Origin of the sequence: Delftia sp. HK171 (assembly GCF_001886655.1) — a bacterium.
Lineage (GTDB): Bacteria > Pseudomonadota > Gammaproteobacteria > Burkholderiales > Burkholderiaceae_C > Comamonas > Comamonas acidovorans.
In genome coordinates this window covers 2,951,425-2,972,579 of sequence record NZ_CP018101.1, presented here as the reverse complement: position 1 = coordinate 2,972,579, position 21,155 = coordinate 2,951,425, and the positions used below count along the sequence as shown (strand labels likewise).

The following is a 21,155-nucleotide window of genomic DNA, read 5'->3' as shown; positions in this document are numbered from 1 at the left end:
TCAGGCCTGCAGCGCAACCGCCCAGGCGTCGTAGCCGTAGACGCCATCGGCATTGCCACCGGCGCGCAGCCAGTTGTTGCCGCGCGAGCCGATCTGGATCTCGCTGGTGCGCTGCATGCGCATGGCCTGGTAGCGCGCCAGGACCTCGGGCACCTGCTGCGGACCCGGGGCGGCATCCAGGTTGCGGGCCAGCACCACGGCGTCTTCGATGGCCATGCCTGCGCCCTGGGCCATGAAGGGCATCATCGGGTGGCAGGCATCGCCCAGCAGCGTGATGCGGTCCTGCGACCAGGCCGGCAGGGGATCGCGCTCGTACAGCGCAGTCTTGAGCACGCCATCGCAGGCGTCGAGCAGCGCCCGGGCATCGGGATGGAAATCGGCGTAGAAGCCGCGCAACTCCTCGACGCTGCCGGGCGTGGTCCACGATTCCTCGTGCCAGGAATCCTGGGCCGTGGTGGCGAAGATGAAGGTGTCGCGCCCCTGGTTCAGCGGAAAGGTCACGATCTGGCTTTGCGGCGTGGCGCCCCACCATTTGGTGAAGGCCTGGATGTCGGGCACATGGCGCACGCGCTCGGTGGGCACCACCGCGCGGAAGGCCACCACACCCGTGAAGCGCGGGCTCTCGGCACCGAACAGGGCCGCGCGCACCACGGAGTGGATGCCGTCCGCGCCAATGAGTGCGTCCAGCCCGGCCACTTCGCTGCCATCTGTGAAGGCGATGTCCACGCCTTGCCCCGTCTGCGTGATCTGGCTGGCACGCTTGCCCAACTGCACCTGGTCCAGCGGAAAGGCATCGGCCAGCGCGGCCAGCAGATCGGCGCGGTGGATGGTCAACTGCGGGGCGCCGTACTTGCGCTCGGCCTCGTCACCCATGGTCAGGCGCGAGGTTTCCTCGCCCGTGTCCCAGTTGCGGCTGATGCGGTGCGTGGGCCGTGCGGCGCTGGCGCGCACGGCGGCGGCAATGTTGGCGCCCAGGCCATCGAGGGCGCGCACGGCATTGGGCGTGAGGTTGATGTCCGCGCCCACGCGCAGAAACTGCCGGCTTTGCTCGAACACCAATACTTCATGCCCTGCCTGGTGCAGCGCATTGGCTGCCGCCAGTCCGCCAATGCCTGCTCCGACGATGCCTATCCTCAAACGCGCCATGGTTCCTGTCTCCTGCTGGTGGGGTCTATTCGGTGATGCGCCCCGTGATCCGGAGCGCACCGATGCAGGACATTGTCTTTTTGACAGGCCTCGGGCCTCAACCTCCGCAAGGCCCGAATTGGGCACGATTCGTCCCCATCGACGCCGGCGCAGGTGCGGCAGGCGCCTCAGTCCACGCGCAGCAGTTGCCCTTGTGCCAGCAGCTTGTCGCGCATGCGGCGCGTCATGGACTGGGTGCTGCCATCGGTGGCCGTGAACAGGAACAGCGTCTGCTGCGGGCTGACCCAGGTCAGCTGGGTGCGGATGCACTGCCGGGCGTTGGACAGTTCCACCCAGGTGCCCAGCGCCCAGTCTTCGGACACCACGGGAACCACCGGCGGCGCTGGCTCCAGGGGCAGCGCAGGCTCGGCAGGCATCGGGGCGGCTTCGCCAACGGCCAACGCAGCCTGCCCCGCAAGCCCAGCAAGGGCCTGCGGCGCTTGTGCAGCCGGGGTGGCCGGCAGCTCATCCTGCAGCGCCTCGGGCAGTTCCAGGTCCTGCTCGGTCAGCGCGCCGATATCGTCCACCATCGGCTGCCGCACATCAAGCGGCACCGGCAGGGAGGCCGCCACGCCAAACAAAGACTGCGGCAGACGGCCCGCCAGGGAGCCGGGCGTTGTCTGGCCAAGCGTTGCCGCACCATTGGAGGAAGACAGGGACGCCAGCACCGAGTCCGACCCGTAGATGGTGGGCGGTACGGAGTCCAGATAAATGTCCACGCTCTCTATGGGCTGGCGGACCACACCGGCATCCAGCGCATCCTGGTGCAGGCCGGCCAGGCGCGCGGCAAAGGCCTGGATTTCCTCTTCCGTACGCCCTACGCTGCGCAGGCCGGCGCGCAGCCGGGCCTGCAGCCGGGGTGCCAGCGCCACCAGGCGGTCGGTATCGCGGCCCGCGTGGGCTGACACGCTCCACAGCAGGCTGGGCACCAGGGCCAGATAGCCGCCGGGGTCCCGGGCCTCGCTGCCGTCCACGGGTTCCTGAACGCTTGCGATCACTTCGGCCCAGGGTCCCGTGGCGAATTCCAGAATGTCATCGGGCACGCCCTGGGCGCTGGGCAGGCGCCGGATGGCGGCTGCAATCTGCTCGGCCCTGGGCATGGCGGTTTCGGGCCAGCGCGGGTCTACGCCCCGCCTTTCCACATGCCTGAGCGCAGCCGAGACAGGCCCGGTCACCGTGCCGCCTTCCGGCATTTCGCCAGGACCCACGGGCTGCATGCCGCTGCCGCCCCAACCGTCGCGCAGTTGCTGCAGCACCGTGGCAAAGGCCGACGCATCGGCACGCTGCAGGGCCGCCAGCCGCATGGCGGCGGAATCGGCCACCTGCAGGAATTGTCCGTAGCCCGGCGCGGATTCACTGTCGAACCACAGGCTGCGTGCCGTCAGCTCATCAAGCAGTTGGCGCGCGGGGTGGCTGCGGTCTTCAAAAAATCGCGCGTCCTGGACCACCAGCTGCTGCAGCAGCGGCTCCAGACGGCCCACGGTGCGCTGCACGGAAGGCAGCAGGCGCGTGTCGGCCGCCATGAAACGCATCATGCGCTGCAGGGTGTGCAGCGCGGCGCCGTCGTCGGCGCGCACGCCGGGTGCGGGCTCCTGCTGCTCGGGCGGCTGCAGCGCCTGCATCAGTTGCTCCAGCTGGGCCGAGTGGTGCTGCACGGACTCCAGTGCCATGCAGCTCAGCGAAGTCCAGCCTTCGGGCAGCGCCGCCAGCACGGTGGGTGCCGTCTCGCTGCCCTGCCAGGCGGTGGTCTGCAGGCGGCTTGCGCCGTCCATGGCCGGCGCAAACTGCCCGGGCACGGAATAGGCGGATGTGTGGGCCAGCGCCAACATGGAAGAAGGCGCCGCAGCGGGCGCCTCGCGGTGCGAATCCATCCAGCGTGGATCGGACAGCAGGGCCGCCACCAGGCGCCGCGTCAGCTCATCTTCCTGGGCCTGCTGGCCAAAGGAGCCATAGGCGCGGCTCTGGGCCACGGCATCGCCATAGTGGGAAGGTGCCCGCCAGCGGCTTTGCCCCGGCAGGTCGGAATGGCGGCGTCCCGCCTCGGGCGAAGGGGCCTGTACCGGCGCCAGGCCATAGGCCGCAGGCTGCACCCCCTTGTCACGCAGGGATTGGGCGATATGGCCGTACTCGGACACCAGCAGCGCACCCAGGTGCTCGCGCATGAAGCCCAGCCAGCAGGCGGCGGAGCCGGGGTCCACCCCGGTGTCGTCGATCACGCGCTGCAGCGCCTGCACATAGCTGTGGGGCCGCAGCGGATTGCGTTCGGGCTGGACACGGTCCAGGCCCTGGACGGCGCTGACCAGGGCATCGAGCTCGGCCAGCGCGATCTCCACCTGCGGCGCCACATGCTGCAGCAGGCGCTGGTGGGCCAGCTGGGACTGCAGCACGGAGTCGTCCAGGAGGGAGAGGGAGGCGAAATCGGTGGTGCCGGGCACACCGGACGCACCGGACATGCCAGGCACAGGGGGCCAGGCAGCAGCGCCGCCGGATTGACCAAAGCATTCCAGCAGCGCCCGCCCATAGCCCTTGAGCATGGGCGCCCGGTGGCGGGCCAGCAGCTCCAGCGCCTCGGGGATTTCAGCGCGGCGCGGCAGGCCGGAGCCCGGCTGGTCGGCCTGCTCCATGGCATGCGCCGTGCGCTGCAGCAGCCGCAGGATCAGCGCCTCCGAGCCGCGAACAGCCTGCACCAGGCAGGCTTGCAACGCGGCAACAGAAACGGGTGGAGGATTCATGGCCCGAAGAATACAGGCTCCAGCCCGTGCCGGAGGCGCTTTGAGGCTTGCCTTTGATGCTTACTTCAGTGCCTTGTAGCGCATGCGCTTGGGCTTGGCACCCTCCTCGCCCAGACGCTTTTTCTTATCGGCTTCGTACTCCTGGTAGTTGCCGTCGAAGTACACCCATTGCGAATCGCCTTCGGCGGCCAGGATGTGCGTGGCGATACGGTCGAGGAACCAGCGATCGTGGGAGATCACCAGCACCGTGCCCGCATACTCCAGCAGCGCATCTTCCAGCGCGCGCAGGGTTTCCACGTCCAGGTCGTTGGAGGGCTCGTCCAGCAGCAGCACGTTGCCGCCCTGGATCAGCGTCTTGGCCAGGTGCAGGCGGCCGCGCTCGCCGCCGGAGAGGTTGCCGACCTTCTTTTGCTGGTCCTGGCCGTTGAAGTTGAAGCGGCCTGCGTAGGCACGCGAAGCCATCTGGAACTTGCCGACGTTGATGATGTCCAGCCCGCCCGAGATGTCTTCCCACACCGTCTTGTCGTTGGCCAGCGCGTCACGCGTCTGCTCCACATAGGCCATCTTGACCGTCTGGCCCACGATGACTTCGCCGGAGTCGGCCTGCTCGCGCCCCGCGATCAGCTTGAACAGCGTGGACTTGCCGGCACCGTTGGGGCCGATGATGCCGACGATGGCGCCAGCGGGGATGTTCATGGTCAGGTTGTCGATGAGCACGCGGTCACCAAAGCTCTTGGTGACGTTGTTGAACTCGATGACCTGGGTGCCCAGGCGCTCGGCCACAGGAATGAAGATTTCCTGGGTTTCGTTGCGCTTTTGGTATTCGAAATCGCTCAGTTCCTCGAAGCGCGCGATACGGGCCTTCGACTTGGTCTGGCGGCCCTTGGCGTTCTGGCGAACCCACTCCAGTTCCTTCTTCAGGGCCTTGGCGCGGGCTTCCTCGCCCTTTTGCTCGGACTCCAGGCGGCTTTGCTTCTGGAACAGCCATTCGGAGTAGTTGCCCTTGTAGGGAATGCCGTGGCCACGGTCCAGTTCCAGAATCCACTCGGCAGCGTTGTCCAGGAAGTAGCGATCGTGGGTGATGGCCACCACGGTGCCGGTGAAGCGGTGCAGGAATTGCTCCAGCCATTCCACGGACTCGGCGTCCAAGTGGTTGGTGGGTTCGTCAAGCAGCAGCATGTCGGGCTTGGACAGCAACAGCTTGCACAGGGCCACGCGGCGCTTTTCGCCACCGGACAGCTTGCCGATCACGGCATCCCAGGCCGGCAGGCGCAGGGCGTCGGCAGCGATCTCCAGCTGGTGCTCGGAGTCGGTGCCGGCAGCGGCGATCTTGGCTTCGAGCTCGCCTTGCTCGGCGGCCAGCGCGTCGAAGTCGGCATCGGGCTCGGCATAGGCGGCGTAGATTTCATCGAGGCGCGAACGGGCCGCGTTGACTTCGGCCATGGCCTCTTCCACGGCCTGGCGCACGGTGTGCTCCGCATTGAGCTGCGGCTCCTGCGGCAGGTAGCCGATGGACAGGCCCTGCATGGGCAGCGCCTCGCCTTCGAATTCCTTGTCCACCCCAGCCATGATCTTGAGCAGCGAGGACTTGCCCGAGCCGTTCAGACCCAGCACGCCGATCTTGGCGCCCGGGAAAAAGCTGAGAGAGATGTCCTTCAAGATCTGCCGCTTGGGCGGCACGGTCTTGGTGAGGTGGTTCATCGAGAAAACGTATTGAGCCATTCTGGTCCGAGTACTTGAATCGTTGATTTCTGCAAAAACCGGGCAACAAATCGGTTGCACGCCAGCCGTGATTATCCGCGCATGCGACAATACCCTGCGTCACGGGTTCCAGTTGCCCGTGACATCAGCATTCCAGCTGGGGACGATGGACGCTGTTTTCCAGGCTCCCGACATTGAACTACATCCGCCTACGACTGGTCCGGCAACCGCCCTGGTTGCCTCGACAGGCAGATACCCAGCGCCCCGGACGGGCGCATCTTTGATCACATGACATTTGAAGAACTGAATCTGGCTCCCGCCATTCTGAAGGCCGTGCTTGAGGAGGGTTACGAGAACCCGACTCCCATCCAGGCACAGGCCATCCCTGCGGTGCTCGCCGGCCACGACCTGCTGGCAGGTGCCCAGACCGGCACCGGCAAGACCGCTGCCTTCACCCTGCCCATGCTGCACCGCCTCTCGCAAGGCCAGGTGCCGCGCAACAAGTTCGGCGGCAAGGGCATCCGCGCCCTGGTGCTGACGCCCACGCGTGAACTCGCCGCACAGGTCGAGGAATCGGTGCGCAGCTACGCCAAGTACCTGGACATCAACTCCACCGTCATCTTCGGCGGCGTGGGCATGAAGCCCCAGATCGACCGCATCAAGAAGGGCGTGGACATCCTGGTCGCCACGCCGGGCCGCCTGCTGGATCTGCAGCAACAAGGCTTCATGGACCTGTCCACCGTCGAAGTCCTGGTGCTCGACGAGGCCGACCGCATGCTGGACATGGGCTTCATCCATGACGTCAAGAAGGTGCTGGCCCTGGTGCCCAAGGACAAGCAAAGCCTGCTGTTCTCGGCCACCTTCAGCGACGAGATCCGCGACCTGGCCAACGGCCTGCTGCGCAACCCGCAGTCCATCCAGGTCACGCCCAGCAACACCACCGTGCAGCGCATCACCCAGGTGATCCACCCCGTGGGCCGCGGCAAGAAAAAGCAGGTGCTGCTGCACATCATCAACGAGAACAACTGGAGCCAGGTTCTGGTGTTCACGCGCACCAAGTTCGGCGCCAACAACGTTGCCGAATTCCTGACCAAGAACAACATCAGCGCCATGGCGCTGCACGGCAACAAGAGCCAGAGCGCCCGCACCCAGGCCCTGGCCGGCTTCAAGACCGGCGAGCTGCGCGCCCTGGTCGCCACCGACATCGCTGCACGCGGCATCGATATCGACGAGCTGCCGCACGTCGTGAACTACGAGATCCCCAACGTGTCCGAGGACTACGTGCACCGCATCGGCCGCACGGGCCGTGCCGGTCGCGAAGGCCACGCCGTCAGCCTGGTCTGCATGGACGAAGAAGGCTTCATGATGGACATCGAGCGCTTCACCAAGCAGGAAATCCCTGTGCAGGTGCTCGAAGGCTTCGGCCCCGAAGAGGACGAAGTGGCCGAACCCATCGCCATGGGCCGCCAGACCATCTGGGGCGGTGCAGGCAAGCCGCCCAGCCGTGACGTCATGCAGGCCGCCGCCAAGGCTGCGCGCCAGGAAATGATGGACCGCATCCGCACCACCAAGGCCACCCAGCCCGACCGTGGCGGCCGCGCAGGTGGCCGTGGCCAGGCTCCCAAGGCCGGCTCGGACGAAGGCCGCTCCGAAGGCAACGCCGGCGGCCAGGGCCGTGGCCGCAACCACGCCGGTGCAAGCGCCAACAACAAGCCGCGCCGCGATCGCTTCGATGGTCCGGGCAATGGCTCCGGCGCCGCCCACCGTCCCAAGGCAGCCCCCCAGAACGCCCCCAGGCGCGGCCCGCGCCCTGACGGCGAAGGCGGCGGCGGTGTCCGTCGCTTCGATGACCAACCCCCGCGCGCTGATGCCCACCTGGGCACGCAGCTGGGCCATGCACGCAGCAGCGGCCCCCGTGGCAGCGCAGGTGGCGGCCAGCCCGATCCGATGCGCACCAGCGTGGACACCATGGCCGAACGCGGCCGCCGTGGCGGCTTCAACCGCGGCGGCAATGGTGGCGGCGGCGGTGGTGGCGGCTTCGGCGGCGGTGGCCGTGGCGGCCCCTCGCGCGGCGGCTACGGTCGCTGACCTGCACCACGGCTCCTTGGCATGCCCTGCGGCAAGCCGAGGAATCCGCCAGCAAAAATGGGCTGCATCTCTCCGGGGCTGCAGCCCTTTTCACATGGCGCAGATTGCGCATTCAGCCGACAGCGCGCCGCAAGCCTGCATGGCTATCATCCCGATAGCATTGCGGCCTGCGGCGATTGAAGGCCGCGCCCTTTTCCCGGATTTCAAAGACTCCCCCGACTGGTTCCTCAAGGCCACGCCATGACACTGCAGACCCCACACGCCACCCCCTCCAGCCAGCGCCCCGGTTCGGAGCTGCCACAGGACAGGTTGCGGTGGTCGGCCCTGGCGTGCGCAGCCCTGCTTTCCGCCTGCGCCAGCACCCCGCTGCCGCCATGGCCCACCACCTCCAAGCCCCAGGCGCCCGCCCCCACCCGGCCGGCCCCGGCCACCCCGGTGGTGCCCCAGGCGACCACGCAGCCCATCGCGCCGGCCAACAACCTGGTCCCCCTGCCCTACAACGCGGCCGTGGCTGCGCGCTTTCCCGATCCAGCCACCCGCTACGACACACCGGGCCTGGCGCCGCAGCGCAACCAGTTCACCACGGCCAGCGAACTGTCTTCCTGGCTGAACAGCCAGGCCAGCAAATCCCTGGGCCGCGACACGCGCCTGGGTATCGTGCAGCCCGGCAGCTCGCAGCGCGGCAGCCCCATCCAGGCCCTGGTGGCCACGCGCGCACCCGGCATTCAGCCGTCGGCGCTCTATGACAGCCGCCGCCCCACGGTCATGCTCGTGGCCGGCCAGCACGGCGACGAACCTGCGGGTACGGAGGCCTTGCTCATCATCGCCCGCGAGCTCGCTCCCGGCGGCCTGCTGGAGCCGCTGCTGCAGCAGATCAACGTGATCCTCGTGCCGCGCGCCAACCCCGACGCCGTGGAAGCCGGCACGCGCAACGCAGCCGATGGCACCGACATCGCCCATGACCACCTGCTCCTGAACACGCCCGAGGCCAAGGCCCTGGCCACCCTGGCACGCGACTACCGCCCCGTCGCCGTGGTGGACCTGCAGGAGTTCCCCGCCGCCAGCATCTTCCTGCAGAAGTACCAGGCCATACAGCGCTACGACGCCCTGCTGCAGTACTCGGCCACGGCCAACCAGAATGAATTCGTGACCAAGGCTGCGCGCGAGTGGTACACGGCGCCGCTGCGCACCGCGCTGTCGCAGGCCGGGCTGAGCAGCGACTGGTACTACACCACCAGCCAGGACCTGCAGGACAAGTCCATCTCCATGGGCAGCCTTGCGCCCGATTCGCTGCGCAACGTCAGCGGGCTCAAGAATTCGGTGGGCTACCTGGTCAGCAGCCGTGGCTCGGACCTGGGCCGCGCCCACATCCAGCGGCGCGTGCACACCCTGGTCACCGCGTCCACACGCATGCTGCATTCCAGCGCCGAGCGCGCCAAGGACCTCACCCAGGTGCAGGCCTTCGTGGCCCGTGAGACCGCCTCCCTTGCCTGCCACCAGCAACTGGCCGTACTGGCCGAGCAGACGCCCGAGCAGCGCACCCTCACCATGATCCAGCCCGACACGGGCGCCGACCAGCAGGTGCGCGTGGACTGGAACGCTTCGCTGCAGCCTCGCACCACGCTGTCGCGCCCGCGCTCCTGCGGCTACTGGCTGTCCGCCAGCGCCCAGCCCGCCGTGGACAGGTTGCGCCTGCTGGGCCTGCAGGTGCTCAAGGTGGCCGAGCCCGGCCAGCTGCTGGCCGACTCGTACAACGAAGCCCGCTCGGCCACGCCCGCCAGTGGCGCCTATGCGCTCACGCGCGGCGCCGTCGAAGCGCCCGTGGGCAGCTACTACCTGACGATGAACCAGCCCATGGCCAATCTTGCCGCTGCGGCGCTGGAGCCCGACACGCCCTACAGCTACCTTGCACGCGGCCTGGTGCCCACGATGACCGACATGGCGCGCGTGATGGCGCCTCCTTCGGTGGTTTTCGAGGAAGAAGACGACGCCGAATGACGGCCAGGGCGCCAGGGCACGCCGCCAAGCCCTGAGCGCCCGCCCATTGCGGGTATGATCCGCGCTGGCCCGTCAGCGGCCATACCTGCCCGTAGCTCAACCGGATAGAGCAATTGCCTTCTAAGCAATAGGTCGGGGGTTCGAGTCCCTCCGGGCAGGCCATCCTGGCATCCCAAGAAATCCCAATACGTCCAAAGAAGTCCAAGGGCCCGTGCTGGCCTCGGGCTTCAGGTACATCTAGCTTTCGATGTCGTCCAACGGCGCCCCGGTGGCGCGATACACGCGTGACGTGATGCCATCCGGCGTGGGTTCCACGAGCCTGACTAACGGCAAGCACCGGGACATTGCCGTGCTCTACGGGCAGGATCGATGGCGCACAAGAGCTGTCTCCTGGCGTCCGCTCGGCGCAGATGCAACACGACAGCCGCGTGATCGCACGATCCCGACTGATTGACAATCTGGTCGCTCTGGAAAAGCAGCTTCCGGAGGTGGAAGGCATCAAGGCACCCGGCCGGATCATTCATCTGTCAGCGATGAAGATGGAGCTCCGGGTGGTAGCCAGTCGGCTTGCCGGCAGCTCAGTCTTCGTCCAGCGCCTCAAACCGCTCTGCCAGGAAATCCAGCAGCGCCCGCACGGCCGGCAGCAGCCCGCGCCGTGAGGCGAACACCGCATGGATGATCTCGCGCCGTGGCGCCCAGCCCGGGATGACGTGGACCAGTTCACCGCGCGCGATCTGCTCGCGCACCATCATCGAGGGCAGTTGCACCACGCCCACCCCCGCCAAGGCCGCCGCGCGCAGCGCCAGCATGCCGCGCGTGACCAGGCGCGGCCGGTGGCGGATGGCCGCCTGCGTGCCGTCCGGGCCGATCAGGTGCCACACATGCTCATGCTGCGGCAGCCCCAGGTCCATGCTCGGCAGGCCTGCCAGATCGGCGGGCACCTGGGGGATGCCGCCTGTCAACAGCTGCGGGCAGGCCACCAGGCATTGCCCGCGCTCGGCGAGCATGCGCATCACCAGGTCGCTGTCCTCCAGCGGCGGCGGGCGCACGCGGATGGCAACGTCGATTCCTTCGCCCACCACGTCCACGCGGCGGTTGGTTTCCTCGAGGTGGATCTCCACGCGCGGGTACGCGGCCATGAAAGCCGCCAGCATGTCGGCGATGCGCGCATCGAGCAGCGCCACCGGGCAGGTCATGCGCACGATGCCGCGCGGCTCGGCGTGGGTCAGCGCGATGGCCTCGTCGGCGGCGTCGGCCTCCACCAGCATCGCCTTGCAGTGGCCGTAGTAGGTCTGGCCGGTCTCGGTGACGGCAAATCGCCGCGTGGAGCGCTGGATCAGGCGCGTGCCGAGACGCTCCTCAAGGTGCGCGATGCGCCGGCTCAGCTTGGATTTGGGCATCCCCAGCGCGCGGCCTGCGGGCGCAAAGCCGCCGTGGTCCACCACCTGCACGTAGTAGTAGAGGTCGTTCAGGTCTTTCATTGCACACCGCCTTCATCGTTCCTCAGATAGGACTCTGATGGCAATTATTAACGACTACCGCGTTCATCGTTCGAATCCTATTCTCTATCCGTCAGCCAAGACCTTTGTCTCGGCGACCCAAGGAGATTCACCATGACCAAGCCCTACGTCCGCCTGGACAAGGACAACGCCGCCGTGCTGCTGGTAGACCACCAGACCGGCCTGCTGTCCCTTGTACGCGACATCGACCCGGACAAGTTCAAGAACAACGTGCTGGCGCTGGCCGACATCGCCAGCTATTTCAAGCTGCCCACCATCCTGACGACCAGCTTCGAGAACGGTCCCAACGGACCGCTGGTGCCGGAGCTCAAGAGCCAGTTTCCCCAGGCGCCCTACATCGCCCGGCCCGGCAACATCAACGCCTGGGACAACGAGGACTTCGTCAAGGCCGTGAAGGCCACGGGCAAGAAGCAACTCATCATCGCCGGCGTGGTGACCGAGGTGTGCGTGGCCTTCCCGGCACTGTCGGCCATCGAGGAAGGCTTCGACGTCTTCGTGATCACTGACGCCTCCGGCACCTTCAACTCCATCACCCGCGATGCGGCGTGGAATCGCATGTCGCAGGCCGGCGTGCAACTGATGAGCTGGTTCGGCGCTGCCTGCGAACTGCACCGCGACTGGCGCAACGACGTGCAGGGGCTGGGCACTCTGTTTTCCAACCACATCCCCGACTACCGCAACCTGATCACGAGCCACACCATGCTCACCCAGGGCAATTGAGGAGAAGACCGTGAGCACACCCCAAACCATCGCCAACTTCAACGGCGCCCGCCCGGTCATCGATCCCGACAATGTGGCAATGCTGCTGATCGACCATCAAAGCGGCCTGTTCCAGACCATCAAGGACATGCCCTTCACCGAGGTGCGTGCCAATGCCACCACACTCGCCAAGGTAGCGACACTGGCGAAGATCCCGGTCATCACCACCGCCTCGGTGCCGCAGGGTCCGAACGGCCCCTTGATCCCCGAGATCCACCAGTACGCCCCGCATGCCCGGTACGTTGCGCGCAAGGGCGAGATCAACGCCTGGGACAACCCGGAGTTCGTCGCTGCCGTCAAGGCCACTGGGCGCAGGCAGCTCATCATCGCGGGGACGATCACCAGCGTCTGCATGGCCTTCCCCAGCATCGCCGCAGTGCACGAGGGCTACCAGGTCTTCGCGGTGATCGACGCCTCGGGGACCTACTCGAAAATGGCGCAGGAGATCACGCTGGCGCGCATCGTGCAGGCTGGTGTCGTGCCGATGGACACGGCGGCGGTGTGCTCGGAGGTGCAAAAGACCTGGAACCGTGAGGACGCGTTGCAGTGGGCGCAGGCCTACAGCGCAGTCTTCCCGCCTTACCAGTTGCTGATCGAAAGCTACTCCAAGGCGCAGGAAGTGGCCAGGAACGGTGAGCAGCTGGATTCGCAACGCACCTGAATGCGGTATTACGGCACGGGTACGAGGCCGCTTGCCCAAGGTGTCGGCGGCCATGGTGGAATTTGTGGATGAGGCGCAGGACTGAGACCCCGGCCCCGGAGGCGCTCAGCGCCAGCAGTCTCCCACCGTTCCCAAGGGCGAGATGCCCTTCACGCCCAGGGCGTTCAGGGTGTAGTCGCCGCAGCGCCTGTCCGATGCCTGGCGGCCGGTGCGCGTGGCCTTGAGCGTGTAGCCGCCGTCATTGGCGGCCGTGGCCATCGTCAGGGTGTAGTGGCCGTTCTCGGACTTGTCCCCCCAGGGCAGTCTGAGGTTGGCGACGGAGCTTGTGTAGCCACCGTTCTGCGCCCGCCAGCGCTCCTGCCGGGCGGCGGCCTCGCCCAGCAGGCTTTGCGCCTCCACGCGCCGCGATCGCAGCACGTATTCCTGGTAGGAGGGGTAGGCGATCGCCGAAAGAATGGCGACCACCGCCACCGTGATCATCAGCTCGATCAGCGTGAATCCATGTAGCTTGCTGCGCACGCATTTCTCCTTGGGGGCCCGCAGGGCCAGCCAGACGGCCGGGGCCGGCAGGCCCCTGTGTGTAGTGGATGGCATGGCGGTCACGGGTTCGCTGGCTGGCGGCGCCAGCTCTGTCGCCCCCGGTCCACTCCGCTGTTGATATCGTCGCCCCCGGTCTTGACTGGGTCTCCCGCCCCGCTTGGCTTTCCGCTGGAGTCGAAGATCTTCGCGCCGCTGATGGTGGGCCTGCCCGGCCCCACCTCGCGGCCGTTGACCTGCTGGCCTGCCAGGTTGTCGGCGGCGTTGAAGATGCCGTCGCCGTTCACATCGAAGGCGACATAGTCGGTCTTGCCCCCGGTGTCGGGATCGATGGCGTAGATCGTGCTGGCCAGGCCTGCGGAGCAGGGGTCGCCCAGCGGTGGCCGGATGGAGGTGAACACCAGACCCCGCCCGTACAGGCTCATGTCGTAGACCAGTCTTTCTCCATCGCGCGGCAGATCGACGTACCAGCCCCAGCTGTGCACATTGGAGTCGGCGGTGCTGGTGGCGTCCTTGTACCAGGTGACCGGGTTGGCCGACAGGGCGAACTTGCCCGGAAAGCCGCTCACCTGGGTGAACTGCTGGGCCTGCAGATCCCCGCGTCCCTTGCCGGCGGTAGGCAGCGGCTGCGGCGCAGTCGTGGCGGGTGTGCCGTAGCGATCCCAGATACCGAACACCGATTGCCGGCGCATGTCCAGCTTGTCGTCATCCGTCATGAAGCGGCCCGTACCGAAGGCCACCACATCGCCCTTGCCGCTGGAGTGCCGCACCACGTAGGGTGCGGTGGTGATGGACAGCCGCTTGCCACCGCTGCGTTCGGACTCGCGTGCCACAAAGAACAGTTGCGCATTCCATGAGCCGCTGGCACCACTGGCCAGGTCCACGCGCCATACATTGCCCGCAAGATCACCGGCATAGGCCAGGTCCACCTTGCCATCGCCGTTGTTGTCCACCACGGCGGCACGCGACAGGCCGTTTTTCGGCGCAGGCAGCGCGTTCAGCTCTGCGGCCGTCATGCCTGCCGCGAAATCAAAGCGCCGGATGACCTCGCCACTGGAGACATCCAGCACAAACAGGCTGGACTCGCCGGAGGCGCTGTTCGACGCCTGGTAGCCATTGGACAGGAATACCACCCACCTGCCCTTGGACCGGCCGGCGTCGTTGAGCCGCGCAACGACAGGCGCGGGCATCGAGTAACCCATGCGTTCGTCCTGTTCAACCCCGAACTCCCACAGCAACCGGGGGGAGGTGGGGTCCGTGACGTCCAGCGCAAAGACCTGCCGCCCGCCCGCGCCCAGGCTGCCGACCAGCACCCTGTGCCAGGCGTTGCCGAAGTAGACATCCGAGACCACAGGCGTCCCGTCCACGAAGTAGCGGTGCGGAGCGCCGCCCGCGCCATACCGGGACGCCAGGACATTGAGCGAATCCTTCACCCCCGATGGAATGAAGGCGAACTCCTCCTTGCCCGATGCCGCGTCGAAGGCGTGCAGCATGCCGTCGTTGGCGCCCACATACAGCATCTCCTTGGCAGCCTGTTTCGCGGCAAAGGCGGCATAGGTGGTGCTGCCCTCCAGCTTGTCCGCGGCGGAGGCTCGGTACAGGCCACCCTTGACCCGCACCAGCGAGGAATTGACGATGTCGCCCAGCACATTGGGCTTTCCGCTGGCCAGGGGCTTGCGCACGCGCAAGTCATCGCGCACCTCGCCACGCAGGAACTCGATGCGCTTTTTTGCCTGACCATCGGCGGAGTTCGTGGCCGGGTCCGTGTTGAGCACGGCCAGCCAGGACGCATCGGAGCGCTGCCCGCTGAGACTGGAGTACGTGAAAGGGCTCAGCGACACGGCACTGCCGGTCCTGCTGGGATAGTAGATCTTGCGGTCATCGGCGGACCGCTCCGACAGGAGTTCCGCCGCGCTCCAGACCAGCGTTCTGTCGCTGGTGGTGAGCTTCTCGCGGATGACATCGCCGCTCCAGTACTGGACCTCGAACGTGGTCCGGTACAGGTCGGCGCCTTCGCCCAGTGTCGCAGTGGGCATGTCCACGCTGACCGCCGTCACGGAACTGATGCTCTGCAGGATGTCGTTGAACGCCTTGGTCAATTGGTCCTTCAGCGTGCCGGCATTGGTCACCAGAAAATAGTTGTCCGGATCTCCCGTGATCTTGGAGGGGTCGCGGTCCGGCACACCGTACTTGGCGGCATACCACAGCGGTCCCTTCAGGAAGCTGCCCGCGTCGGTCGCATTGCCGGGAGTGAAGCTGCGGGTGGCCGTGAGCCCCAGGTTAGAGCATTCCGTGCGCTGCTGTGCCGAGATGCTGCCCCGGCAGTAGCCCGGATCGCGATTGGGGGGCGTGTTGTAGGCGTAGTAGGCCGAGGCCGTGTCCTTGTCACGCACCTCCAGGTACATGCCGTCCTTGGTGGTGCCCGAGATCACATAGCCCATGTGCTGCCCCAGGCCGCCAGCGGCGTATTCGGACACCATGTCGATCTTCACCTTGCCATCGGCCTGCAGCGCGATCGTGTAGCGCGCGATGGCGTCCATGTCATGGTCGGCGCCCTGCTCCACGTCCTCGTAGTTGATGCGGAACTCCGCATAGGGCCGCCCGCCATTGACCGAGGCATCGATGTCCGCCTTGCCCGTGTTGGCAATGTTGACCACGTAGTAGTCGACGATCTGGTTGGTCGGCGTGAAGACCGCATTGTTCACGGTGCTGCCACCGGCACTGCCGGAGACGGTCTTGGCAAACGGCGCAATGGTCACAAAGCGTTTGCCGCCGATCGGAAAGCGTATTTCCGGCAGCGGTGACGCAATGGCCACGGAGTAGGTCCTCAGCGCATTCTTGCCCTGGCTGTTGCCGAAGATGGCATTCCTGGCACCGAAACGGGCCACACCGGCGGCATAGTAGGTGCCTTCCTTGCTGGGCTCCTCGGGAGACAGGCCGCGCGCCCAGGACAGGTCTGCAATGGTCTTGACCGAAGGAGCCTGGTCGGCATTGGCCGACGTTGACTGGCCGATGAAGAAGTTCTTCCCGTCTATGCGCTCGGCCGAGCCGATGGCCGCCACCTCGTCAGAGACATTGAAGCCATTGAGGGCGCTGGCGCCGACGCTCGCGTAGCGGCTGCCGGGCAGCTTGCCGTCGTAGGAGGGATTGATGTCGCTGAGCACCGTCATGACGGGACGGGAGCAGTACTGGTAGCCGCCCCCGCCTTCGGCCTTGGCCCTGTAGGGCGTTTCCCAGGCGGGCTTGGACAGGCCCAGGGACGCATCCTTGGAGGAGCTGCCGGCGTAGTCATAGATGCCGAGGGCCTGGGATGCGCCGCCGAAATAGCGCATGGTCTCGAACATCATCTCACTGATGGGATTGCCCCACATGGCGCACTTCGAAGGCTTGTCCAGCGAACTGATGGGGCCGGACGTGATCCAGCCGCATTCCACGTATTTGCCGCCGGTGTAGCCGATCAGGCGCTGGCGGTCTATGTTGGCGACCACGCCATTGACACCCGTCCTGAACTGGCCCGTCTGAGGGTCGACTTCCTCTGCGAAATTGCTGATATTGCGACGCAGCACGCCGCCGGCGATGTTTTTCTCGTACGAGCCTGTGAGCAGGCCGAAGTACATCTTCCCGTTCTCTCCGAAGTCGTGCAGCAGCCCCGTGGGCTTGTAGATGGTCTTGCCGCCGTTGGGATAGGCCTTGCAGCTGGCCTCGAGCAACTGGACATTGCTGCTGGAGCAGGCCTCCACAAGCAGGTTGTAGTCGGTGATCCTGCTGGTGCCTCGCGCGCACGAATTGCCGCCTGCACAGTTGCTCTGCCCTGCAAAGCCCTCCTGGGACACCCAATCCCAGATCTGGAACGAGGAGTCATTGAGCACGCGCAACTGGGTGATGACGCCAGCGGCCTCCCCCAGCGTGGTGACGGCAAACAGATGGCGCGTGCCGACCGCCGGCGGGCGCAGCGGCGCATAGTCCGAAATGCTGTAGACCTTGGCATCCCGCGCAGGGTCATAGGCCTTGCCCCAGCTGTGCGCATCCCTGGGAATGTAGGCGGTCTGCAAAACGGTGCGCGAAGCCGTGTCCTCCGCACGCATGCCGCCATAAAGCACGCGGCGTATGGCGTCCATGCGCGATGTGCCCAGATAGTTCAGGAAGTCGCCGCTCCAGTTGTTCGAGCACTTTTTCCTGTTGCTTCCGGTCGCTGCCTGGGAGGGCACGAAAACACCCTTGGAATAGCTGTAGCAGACGTTGTTGTTGAAGTAGCCGTAGTAGTCGATCTGGTCCGGCTTGTACCCGACATCGATCACGCCGTCGCCGTTGAGGTCGGAGGCATCGTTGTAGGCCTCGTAGTACAGCTTGTGGTCACGCCCCATCACCAGCATGTTCAAGGGCGCCAACGCCTGGTTCACGAACAGCGGCATCTGGGACAGCACGGTGTCCGCACGCCCCTGGGCATGCGCGGGCGTACTGGCCAGTGCCAGTGCGCACGTCCACAGCGCCAGGGCCGGCCACGCGAGTGCCCGGCCCTGGCGCGCCCTCGAGCCATGCATGGTTTTCCAACTTGCAATGCGAGCCATTGAAGCTCCCTCCCCCTGCTTACTTTATGAACATGTTGACGCTGGACCGCAGGCACAGCGCATCCGCTCCGCAGGCCTGGGCCTGCGACTTTTCCGTGGCCTGGGCATTGACCTCATAGAAGTCCGTGCAGCCGGTGGCGGGTGCATCCAGCGCGGACGTCGCACTACCCGACTTGGGACAGGCGGTCGTGATGTATCGGGGATACCAGTACCCATCGGGCTTCTGAAACCCGGCCGCCTTGGCCTTGGTCGTACGAAAATCCGTACCGAGCCCGATGGAGTCCGTACGCACGTCGGACACCGAGCAGGGAATGCCGCTGCCCTCGGCCACCGGAGTGCCGGCGCCATTGCAGGGCTTGAGTGCGACGGCATGCTCCAGCAGCTTGCGCTCGCCTTCTCGCAGCGTGCCATCCGCGGTTTCATACAGCCGCTGGCTATCCACCATGTTGGCGGCGATGCGCGCCTCCAGCGTGGCCACGCGCATGCCGACCACCGCCAGCAACAACACCAGCAGCAGCATGATCATGGACACCAGCAAGGCATTGCCGCGCTGGCGCCCGTCCAGGACACAGGGCATGCAGCGGCGGCTCCGGGCTCCGATCAGCGCGGTCATGGCATCAGATTCCTCAGGGTGAGCGTGCCGGTGGCCAGTTGCAGCAGGGCGCCGGCATTCGCATCGCATCGGGCCGCGGCGCCGCCCAGTTGCGCCCAACGCTCGCAGACGGTGGAGGCCATGCCCTGCGTCACCTTGCCGGAGCTTTCCAGCAAGAGGGCAAGGCGCAGGGAACGGATGGCTTCCTGCTGCCCGGGCAACGTGGCCGCGAAGGCATCGACCCGGCGTATCGCGCCGGGCGCTGTCTGCCGATCGATGCCGAACTCGAAATGCACCGCCCGCACGCCATCGGCGAGCGGCACAACCTCCTGCGCTGCCCGGCACACCAGCACACCACTTTCGACGTTGTATTTCTCCGCGAACATGCCGGTCGCCGGCGCCGGAGCGTCATAGGGGCCGGCGGTTCCCAGGTTCGCGGGCGTGCCCGCACAATCGGTTTCCGCAGCGTCCCGGGGCTGGAAGCGAAGGCAGATGCTCTGCGCGTCAGCCGCGTAGAGCGCCTGCCCCTGGGCGAACTGGCAACCGTTGGGATGGGGCGAGGAATCGGCAGGAAATGCGTCGAACATCGCCTGCGAAGGGTCTCTTCTGTAGCCTGCCTTGGAGAACTCGGAGTCCAGCACGGCCAGTGCCAGCCGGCTGTTGCCGAGGTTCTCGCTCTGCCCCACGCGAAAACCGAAGCTCGACAGCCCCTGCATGTAGATGGTGGTGGCAATCAGCACGAGGAACAGGCCGATGGCCAGCGCCACCAGAATCTCCACCAGGGACAGGCCCGCCTGGGACGGCATGCGCATGCGGCACGCCCGTGCGCCCGGCCCGCGCTCAAAGCCGCGACCGCAGCGTGAATGTGCAAAATTCATTGTCGCTTCCATCCAGACATTGGCCTTTCTTGACCGGCCAGGCCACCGTCACGGACACCAGGCCATCGGCATCGGCGCTCACGGCGAAGGAGCTGTCGATGCGGTCCGCGGTGAGATCGGGCACCAGCTTGCGGGCCCGGTCGCCCCAGCAGGCCAGGCGCTGCTCCCGCGGCTGCGGCAAAGGCTGGCAGGCCGCAGGGGCCGCGGGCATCGCGGCCCCCTGTAGCTTCTGATAGCCGCCCAGTTCCGCCACGGGCACCCCTTTCGCATCCAGGACCGTGGCCGTATCCCCCCGCAGGGTCTCCAGCAGTTCGGAAGCCAGCATGGATGCCATCTGGCGCCGCTCGGTATCCACGGTGTATTCAATGGCACGCACATGGATGCGCACGGCGCCCAGCAGCCCCACGGCCACCAGCAGCACGGCGACGAGTACCTCGATAAGGCCTGCGCCGCGTTGCCTGCGAGAAGGAAAAGGAATGGACATGTTGCAGACCCGTTGCACGCGCATCAGCAACTGCCGCCGGCAGGCAGCCGCTGCTGGCGCACAAGCCCGGCGCGAGTCACTCTCAGGCAGTGCATGTGCGTGGCATGGCGAGCCGTGACGGTCAGCGTGTACAGCGTGCTGGCGCCGGAGAACTGCCTGGCGGTCCCCGTGGTTTCGAACAGGACGCCCTGGGAAGAATCACCGGAGGGCGACACGGTCACGGCATCAGGCACCCGGGCCTCGCGCACCAGTTGCCCTCCCGACTTGGCGGACCATGTCTGCCCCGCACCCACGAAGCTGCTTTCCACCCGTTTGTAGACCGCTTCGGAGCGAGCCAGCTGCAGCAACGACTGCAACTCGAGCGCAGCCGAGCTGACGCGCTGGTTGGCTATTTGGACGATGAAGGAAGGAGCGGCCAGAGCGGCCAGAATCGCGACCAGCGCCACCACAACCATCATCTCGATGAGGGTGAAGCCACGGGGCCGTTGCCACCTGCCGCCTGGACAGCCGTTGCGCGTGTAACCGGTATTTTTCATGCAAGCGTGCTTCTCGTTGGCGGGGGACCATGCGACAGGCCTGCAAGCCCTGCGCCATTGCTCTTGATTGATGTTTGCAATCGTAATTCAACAGCAATGCAAAACACCTATTGACACAGGTCATTGGACAAATATAGGACTTGTCTTATAGAAACCTGCGCAGAGCGCAACACCCCATCCAGCAAGCCCGGCCCGCCGCCCGCGCACGCAAGCTCGGCGGAACGGCCCGCGCAACGGGCATGGTGGCGATACGGCAGACCGCGAAGTCAGGCAGGCAGGCCTCGCCTCAAGCGCCTGAAAATCCACGGCAGCATGAGCGGCCGCAATCCAGCCACAGCGCGATTGGTCATGCGAATATCCCGCCTGCTTGCAGCCCGAGAAAGAAAAAGTTTTCGCCCAAAGCAAAAATCCCCAGTGCATTTCTGCACTGGGGATTTTCTTGTTTGGGGTGGCTGATGGGGCTCGAACCCACGACAACAGGAATCACAATCCTGGACTCTACCAACTGAGCTACAGCCACCGTTGAAGCATTCGATTATATGCCAAAAACCAGCAGGCAAATGCTTTGGAACAGGCGTTGCGTGACGGATCGGGAGCGGCAGGAACAAAGGCGCATCGGGGGACGCGGGCAACGGGCAGGATGCCGCCATCCTCCATGCAGCCGCAGCCGGCAGGGACCTTGCCCGGCGCACCTGGAGCTTCCGGGGACAAGCCCCCCTTCCGCCCAAAGCAAAAATCCCCAGAGCATTTCTGCTCTGGGGATTCTTTTATTTGGGGTGGCTGATGGGGCTCGAACCCACGACAACAGGAATCACAATCCTGGACTCTACCAACTGAGCTACAGCCACCGTAGAAGAACGCTATTCTATTCCAAAAAACTGCTTGATTTCTGAAATTTCTGTTTTGCTAGAAATTT

The 21,155-nt window shown here is 66.0% G+C and carries 15 protein-coding genes and 3 tRNA genes; 6 read left to right on the top strand and 12 right to left on the bottom strand.

The window, feature by feature from the left end; all coding sequences use genetic code 11:
• The 3 genes from BO996_RS13540 to ettA all read right to left on the bottom strand — a co-directional run bounded on the left by BO996_RS13540 (nt 1) and on the right by ettA (nt 5,639).
• The gene (locus BO996_RS13540) at nt 1–1,146 is read right to left on the bottom strand and encodes an FAD-dependent monooxygenase (RefSeq protein WP_071955004.1); all 1,146 of its coding nucleotides are present in this window, start codon (nt 1,144–1,146) and stop codon (nt 1–3) included.
• A gap of 167 nt (nt 1,147–1,313) precedes the next feature.
• Nucleotides 1,314–3,917 (bottom strand): DUF1631 family protein, encoded by a 2,604-nt coding sequence (locus tag BO996_RS13535; RefSeq protein WP_071955003.1) that lies wholly within the window; start codon nt 3,915–3,917, stop codon nt 1,314–1,316.
• Nucleotides 3,918–3,977: 60 nt separating this feature from the next.
• Entirely contained in the window at nt 3,978–5,639 is a 1,662-nt protein-coding gene (gene ettA / locus BO996_RS13530; protein WP_013803101.1) for an energy-dependent translational throttle protein EttA, read from the bottom strand.
• A gap of 267 nt (nt 5,640–5,906) precedes the next feature.
• Here ettA and BO996_RS13525 point away from each other — a divergent pair, with 267 nt between their 5' ends.
• The 4 genes from BO996_RS13525 to BO996_RS13515 all read left to right on the top strand — a co-directional run bounded on the left by BO996_RS13525 (nt 5,907) and on the right by BO996_RS13515 (nt 9,866).
• Nucleotides 5,907–7,706, top strand: a complete 1,800-nt coding sequence (locus BO996_RS13525; RefSeq protein WP_063326567.1) for a DEAD/DEAH box helicase — start codon at nt 5,907–5,909, stop codon at nt 7,704–7,706.
• Between the two features lie 94 nt (nt 7,707–7,800).
• Nucleotides 7,801–7,950 (top strand): hypothetical protein, encoded by a 150-nt coding sequence (locus BO996_RS29055; RefSeq protein WP_156517002.1) that lies wholly within the window; start codon nt 7,801–7,803, stop codon nt 7,948–7,950.
• A complete protein-coding gene (locus tag BO996_RS13520; RefSeq protein WP_071955002.1) occupies nt 7,947–9,704 on the top strand; it encodes a M14 family metallopeptidase in 1,758 nt (585 codons plus the stop codon). The genes BO996_RS29055 and BO996_RS13520 overlap by 4 nt, the downstream gene beginning before the upstream one ends.
• Nucleotides 9,705–9,789: 85 nt before the next feature.
• A tRNA-Arg gene (locus BO996_RS13515) sits at nt 9,790–9,866 on the top strand.
• Between the two features lie 416 nt (nt 9,867–10,282).
• Here the strand turns inward: BO996_RS13515 and BO996_RS13510 are convergent.
• A complete protein-coding gene (locus BO996_RS13510) occupies nt 10,283–11,185 on the bottom strand; it encodes a LysR family transcriptional regulator (protein WP_071955001.1) in 903 nt (300 codons plus the stop codon).
• A 132-nt stretch (nt 11,186–11,317) separates the two neighbouring features.
• On the opposite strand from BO996_RS13510, the gene ycaC reads away from it, so the two are divergent.
• Entirely contained in the window at nt 11,318–11,944 is a 627-nt protein-coding gene (gene ycaC, locus BO996_RS13505) for an isochorismate family cysteine hydrolase YcaC (protein WP_043823485.1), read from the top strand.
• Nucleotides 11,945–11,954: 10 nt separating this feature from the next.
• Nucleotides 11,955–12,644, top strand: a complete 690-nt coding sequence (locus BO996_RS13500) for a hydrolase (protein ID WP_013803115.1) — start codon at nt 11,955–11,957, stop codon at nt 12,642–12,644.
• 105 nt (nt 12,645–12,749) lie between these two features.
• Here BO996_RS13500 and BO996_RS13495 read toward each other — a convergent pair whose 3' ends face one another.
• The 8 genes from BO996_RS13495 to BO996_RS13460 form a co-directional block, all read right to left on the bottom strand.
• Nucleotides 12,750–13,238 (bottom strand): type IV pilin protein, encoded by a 489-nt coding sequence (locus tag BO996_RS13495; protein WP_225614197.1) that lies wholly within the window; start codon nt 13,236–13,238, stop codon nt 12,750–12,752.
• A 5-nt stretch (nt 13,239–13,243) separates the two neighbouring features.
• On the bottom strand, nt 13,244–17,722 hold the full coding sequence (locus BO996_RS13490) for a pilus assembly protein (RefSeq protein WP_232240529.1): 4,479 nt from the start codon (nt 17,720–17,722) through the stop codon (nt 13,244–13,246).
• Nucleotides 17,723–17,768: 46 nt separating this feature from the next.
• Nucleotides 17,769–18,362, bottom strand: coding sequence for a pilus assembly PilX family protein (locus BO996_RS13485; protein WP_047219078.1), 594 nt, complete (start codon nt 18,360–18,362; stop codon nt 17,769–17,771).
• Entirely contained in the window at nt 18,359–19,153 is a 795-nt protein-coding gene (locus BO996_RS13480) for a prepilin-type N-terminal cleavage/methylation domain-containing protein (protein ID WP_071954998.1), read from the bottom strand. Before BO996_RS13480 ends, BO996_RS13485 begins: the two co-directional genes overlap by 4 nt.
• A gap of 28 nt (nt 19,154–19,181) precedes the next feature.
• On the bottom strand, nt 19,182–19,703 hold the full coding sequence (pilV, locus tag BO996_RS13475) for a type IV pilus modification protein PilV (RefSeq protein WP_232240543.1): 522 nt from the start codon (nt 19,701–19,703) through the stop codon (nt 19,182–19,184).
• 23 nt (nt 19,704–19,726) lie between these two features.
• The gene (locus BO996_RS13470; RefSeq protein WP_071954996.1) at nt 19,727–20,239 is read right to left on the bottom strand and encodes a GspH/FimT family pseudopilin; all 513 of its coding nucleotides are present in this window, start codon (nt 20,237–20,239) and stop codon (nt 19,727–19,729) included.
• A gap of 444 nt (nt 20,240–20,683) precedes the next feature.
• Nucleotides 20,684–20,759: transfer RNA gene (locus tag BO996_RS13465), tRNA-His, on the bottom strand.
• Nucleotides 20,760–21,011: 252 nt separating this feature from the next.
• A tRNA-His gene (locus BO996_RS13460) sits at nt 21,012–21,087 on the bottom strand.
• Between the last annotated feature and the right edge of the window lie 68 nt (nt 21,088–21,155).

Excerpts from the sequence above, each read along its gene's own strand:
- BO996_RS13540 (WP_071955004.1), bottom strand. The coding sequence starts at position 1,146 with ATGGCGCGTTTGAGGATAGGCATCGTCGGAGCAGGCATTGGCGGACTG.
- BO996_RS13535 (WP_071955003.1), bottom strand. The coding sequence starts at position 3,917 with ATGAATCCTCCACCCGTTTCTGTTGCCGCGTTGCAAGCCTGCCTGGTG.
- ettA (WP_013803101.1), bottom strand. The coding sequence starts at position 5,639 with ATGGCTCAATACGTTTTCTCGATGAACCACCTCACCAAGACCGTGCCG.
- BO996_RS13525 (WP_063326567.1), top strand. The coding sequence starts at position 5,907 with ATGACATTTGAAGAACTGAATCTGGCTCCCGCCATTCTGAAGGCCGTG.
- BO996_RS29055 (WP_156517002.1), top strand. The coding sequence starts at position 7,801 with ATGGCGCAGATTGCGCATTCAGCCGACAGCGCGCCGCAAGCCTGCATG.
- BO996_RS13520 (WP_071955002.1), top strand. The coding sequence starts at position 7,947 with ATGACACTGCAGACCCCACACGCCACCCCCTCCAGCCAGCGCCCCGGT.
- BO996_RS13510 (WP_071955001.1), bottom strand. The coding sequence starts at position 11,185 with ATGAAAGACCTGAACGACCTCTACTACTACGTGCAGGTGGTGGACCAC.
- ycaC (WP_043823485.1), top strand. The coding sequence starts at position 11,318 with ATGACCAAGCCCTACGTCCGCCTGGACAAGGACAACGCCGCCGTGCTG.
- BO996_RS13495 (WP_225614197.1), bottom strand. The coding sequence starts at position 13,238 with ATGCCATCCACTACACACAGGGGCCTGCCGGCCCCGGCCGTCTGGCTG.
- BO996_RS13490 (WP_232240529.1), bottom strand. The coding sequence starts at position 17,722 with ATGCATGGCTCGAGGGCGCGCCAGGGCCGGGCACTCGCGTGGCCGGCC.
- BO996_RS13485 (WP_047219078.1), bottom strand. The coding sequence starts at position 18,362 with ATGACCGCGCTGATCGGAGCCCGGAGCCGCCGCTGCATGCCCTGTGTC.
- BO996_RS13480 (WP_071954998.1), bottom strand. The coding sequence starts at position 19,153 with ATGCGCATGCCGTCCCAGGCGGGCCTGTCCCTGGTGGAGATTCTGGTG.
- pilV (WP_232240543.1), bottom strand. The coding sequence starts at position 19,703 with ATGTCCATTCCTTTTCCTTCTCGCAGGCAACGCGGCGCAGGCCTTATC.
- BO996_RS13470 (WP_071954996.1), bottom strand. The coding sequence starts at position 20,239 with ATGAAAAATACCGGTTACACGCGCAACGGCTGTCCAGGCGGCAGGTGG.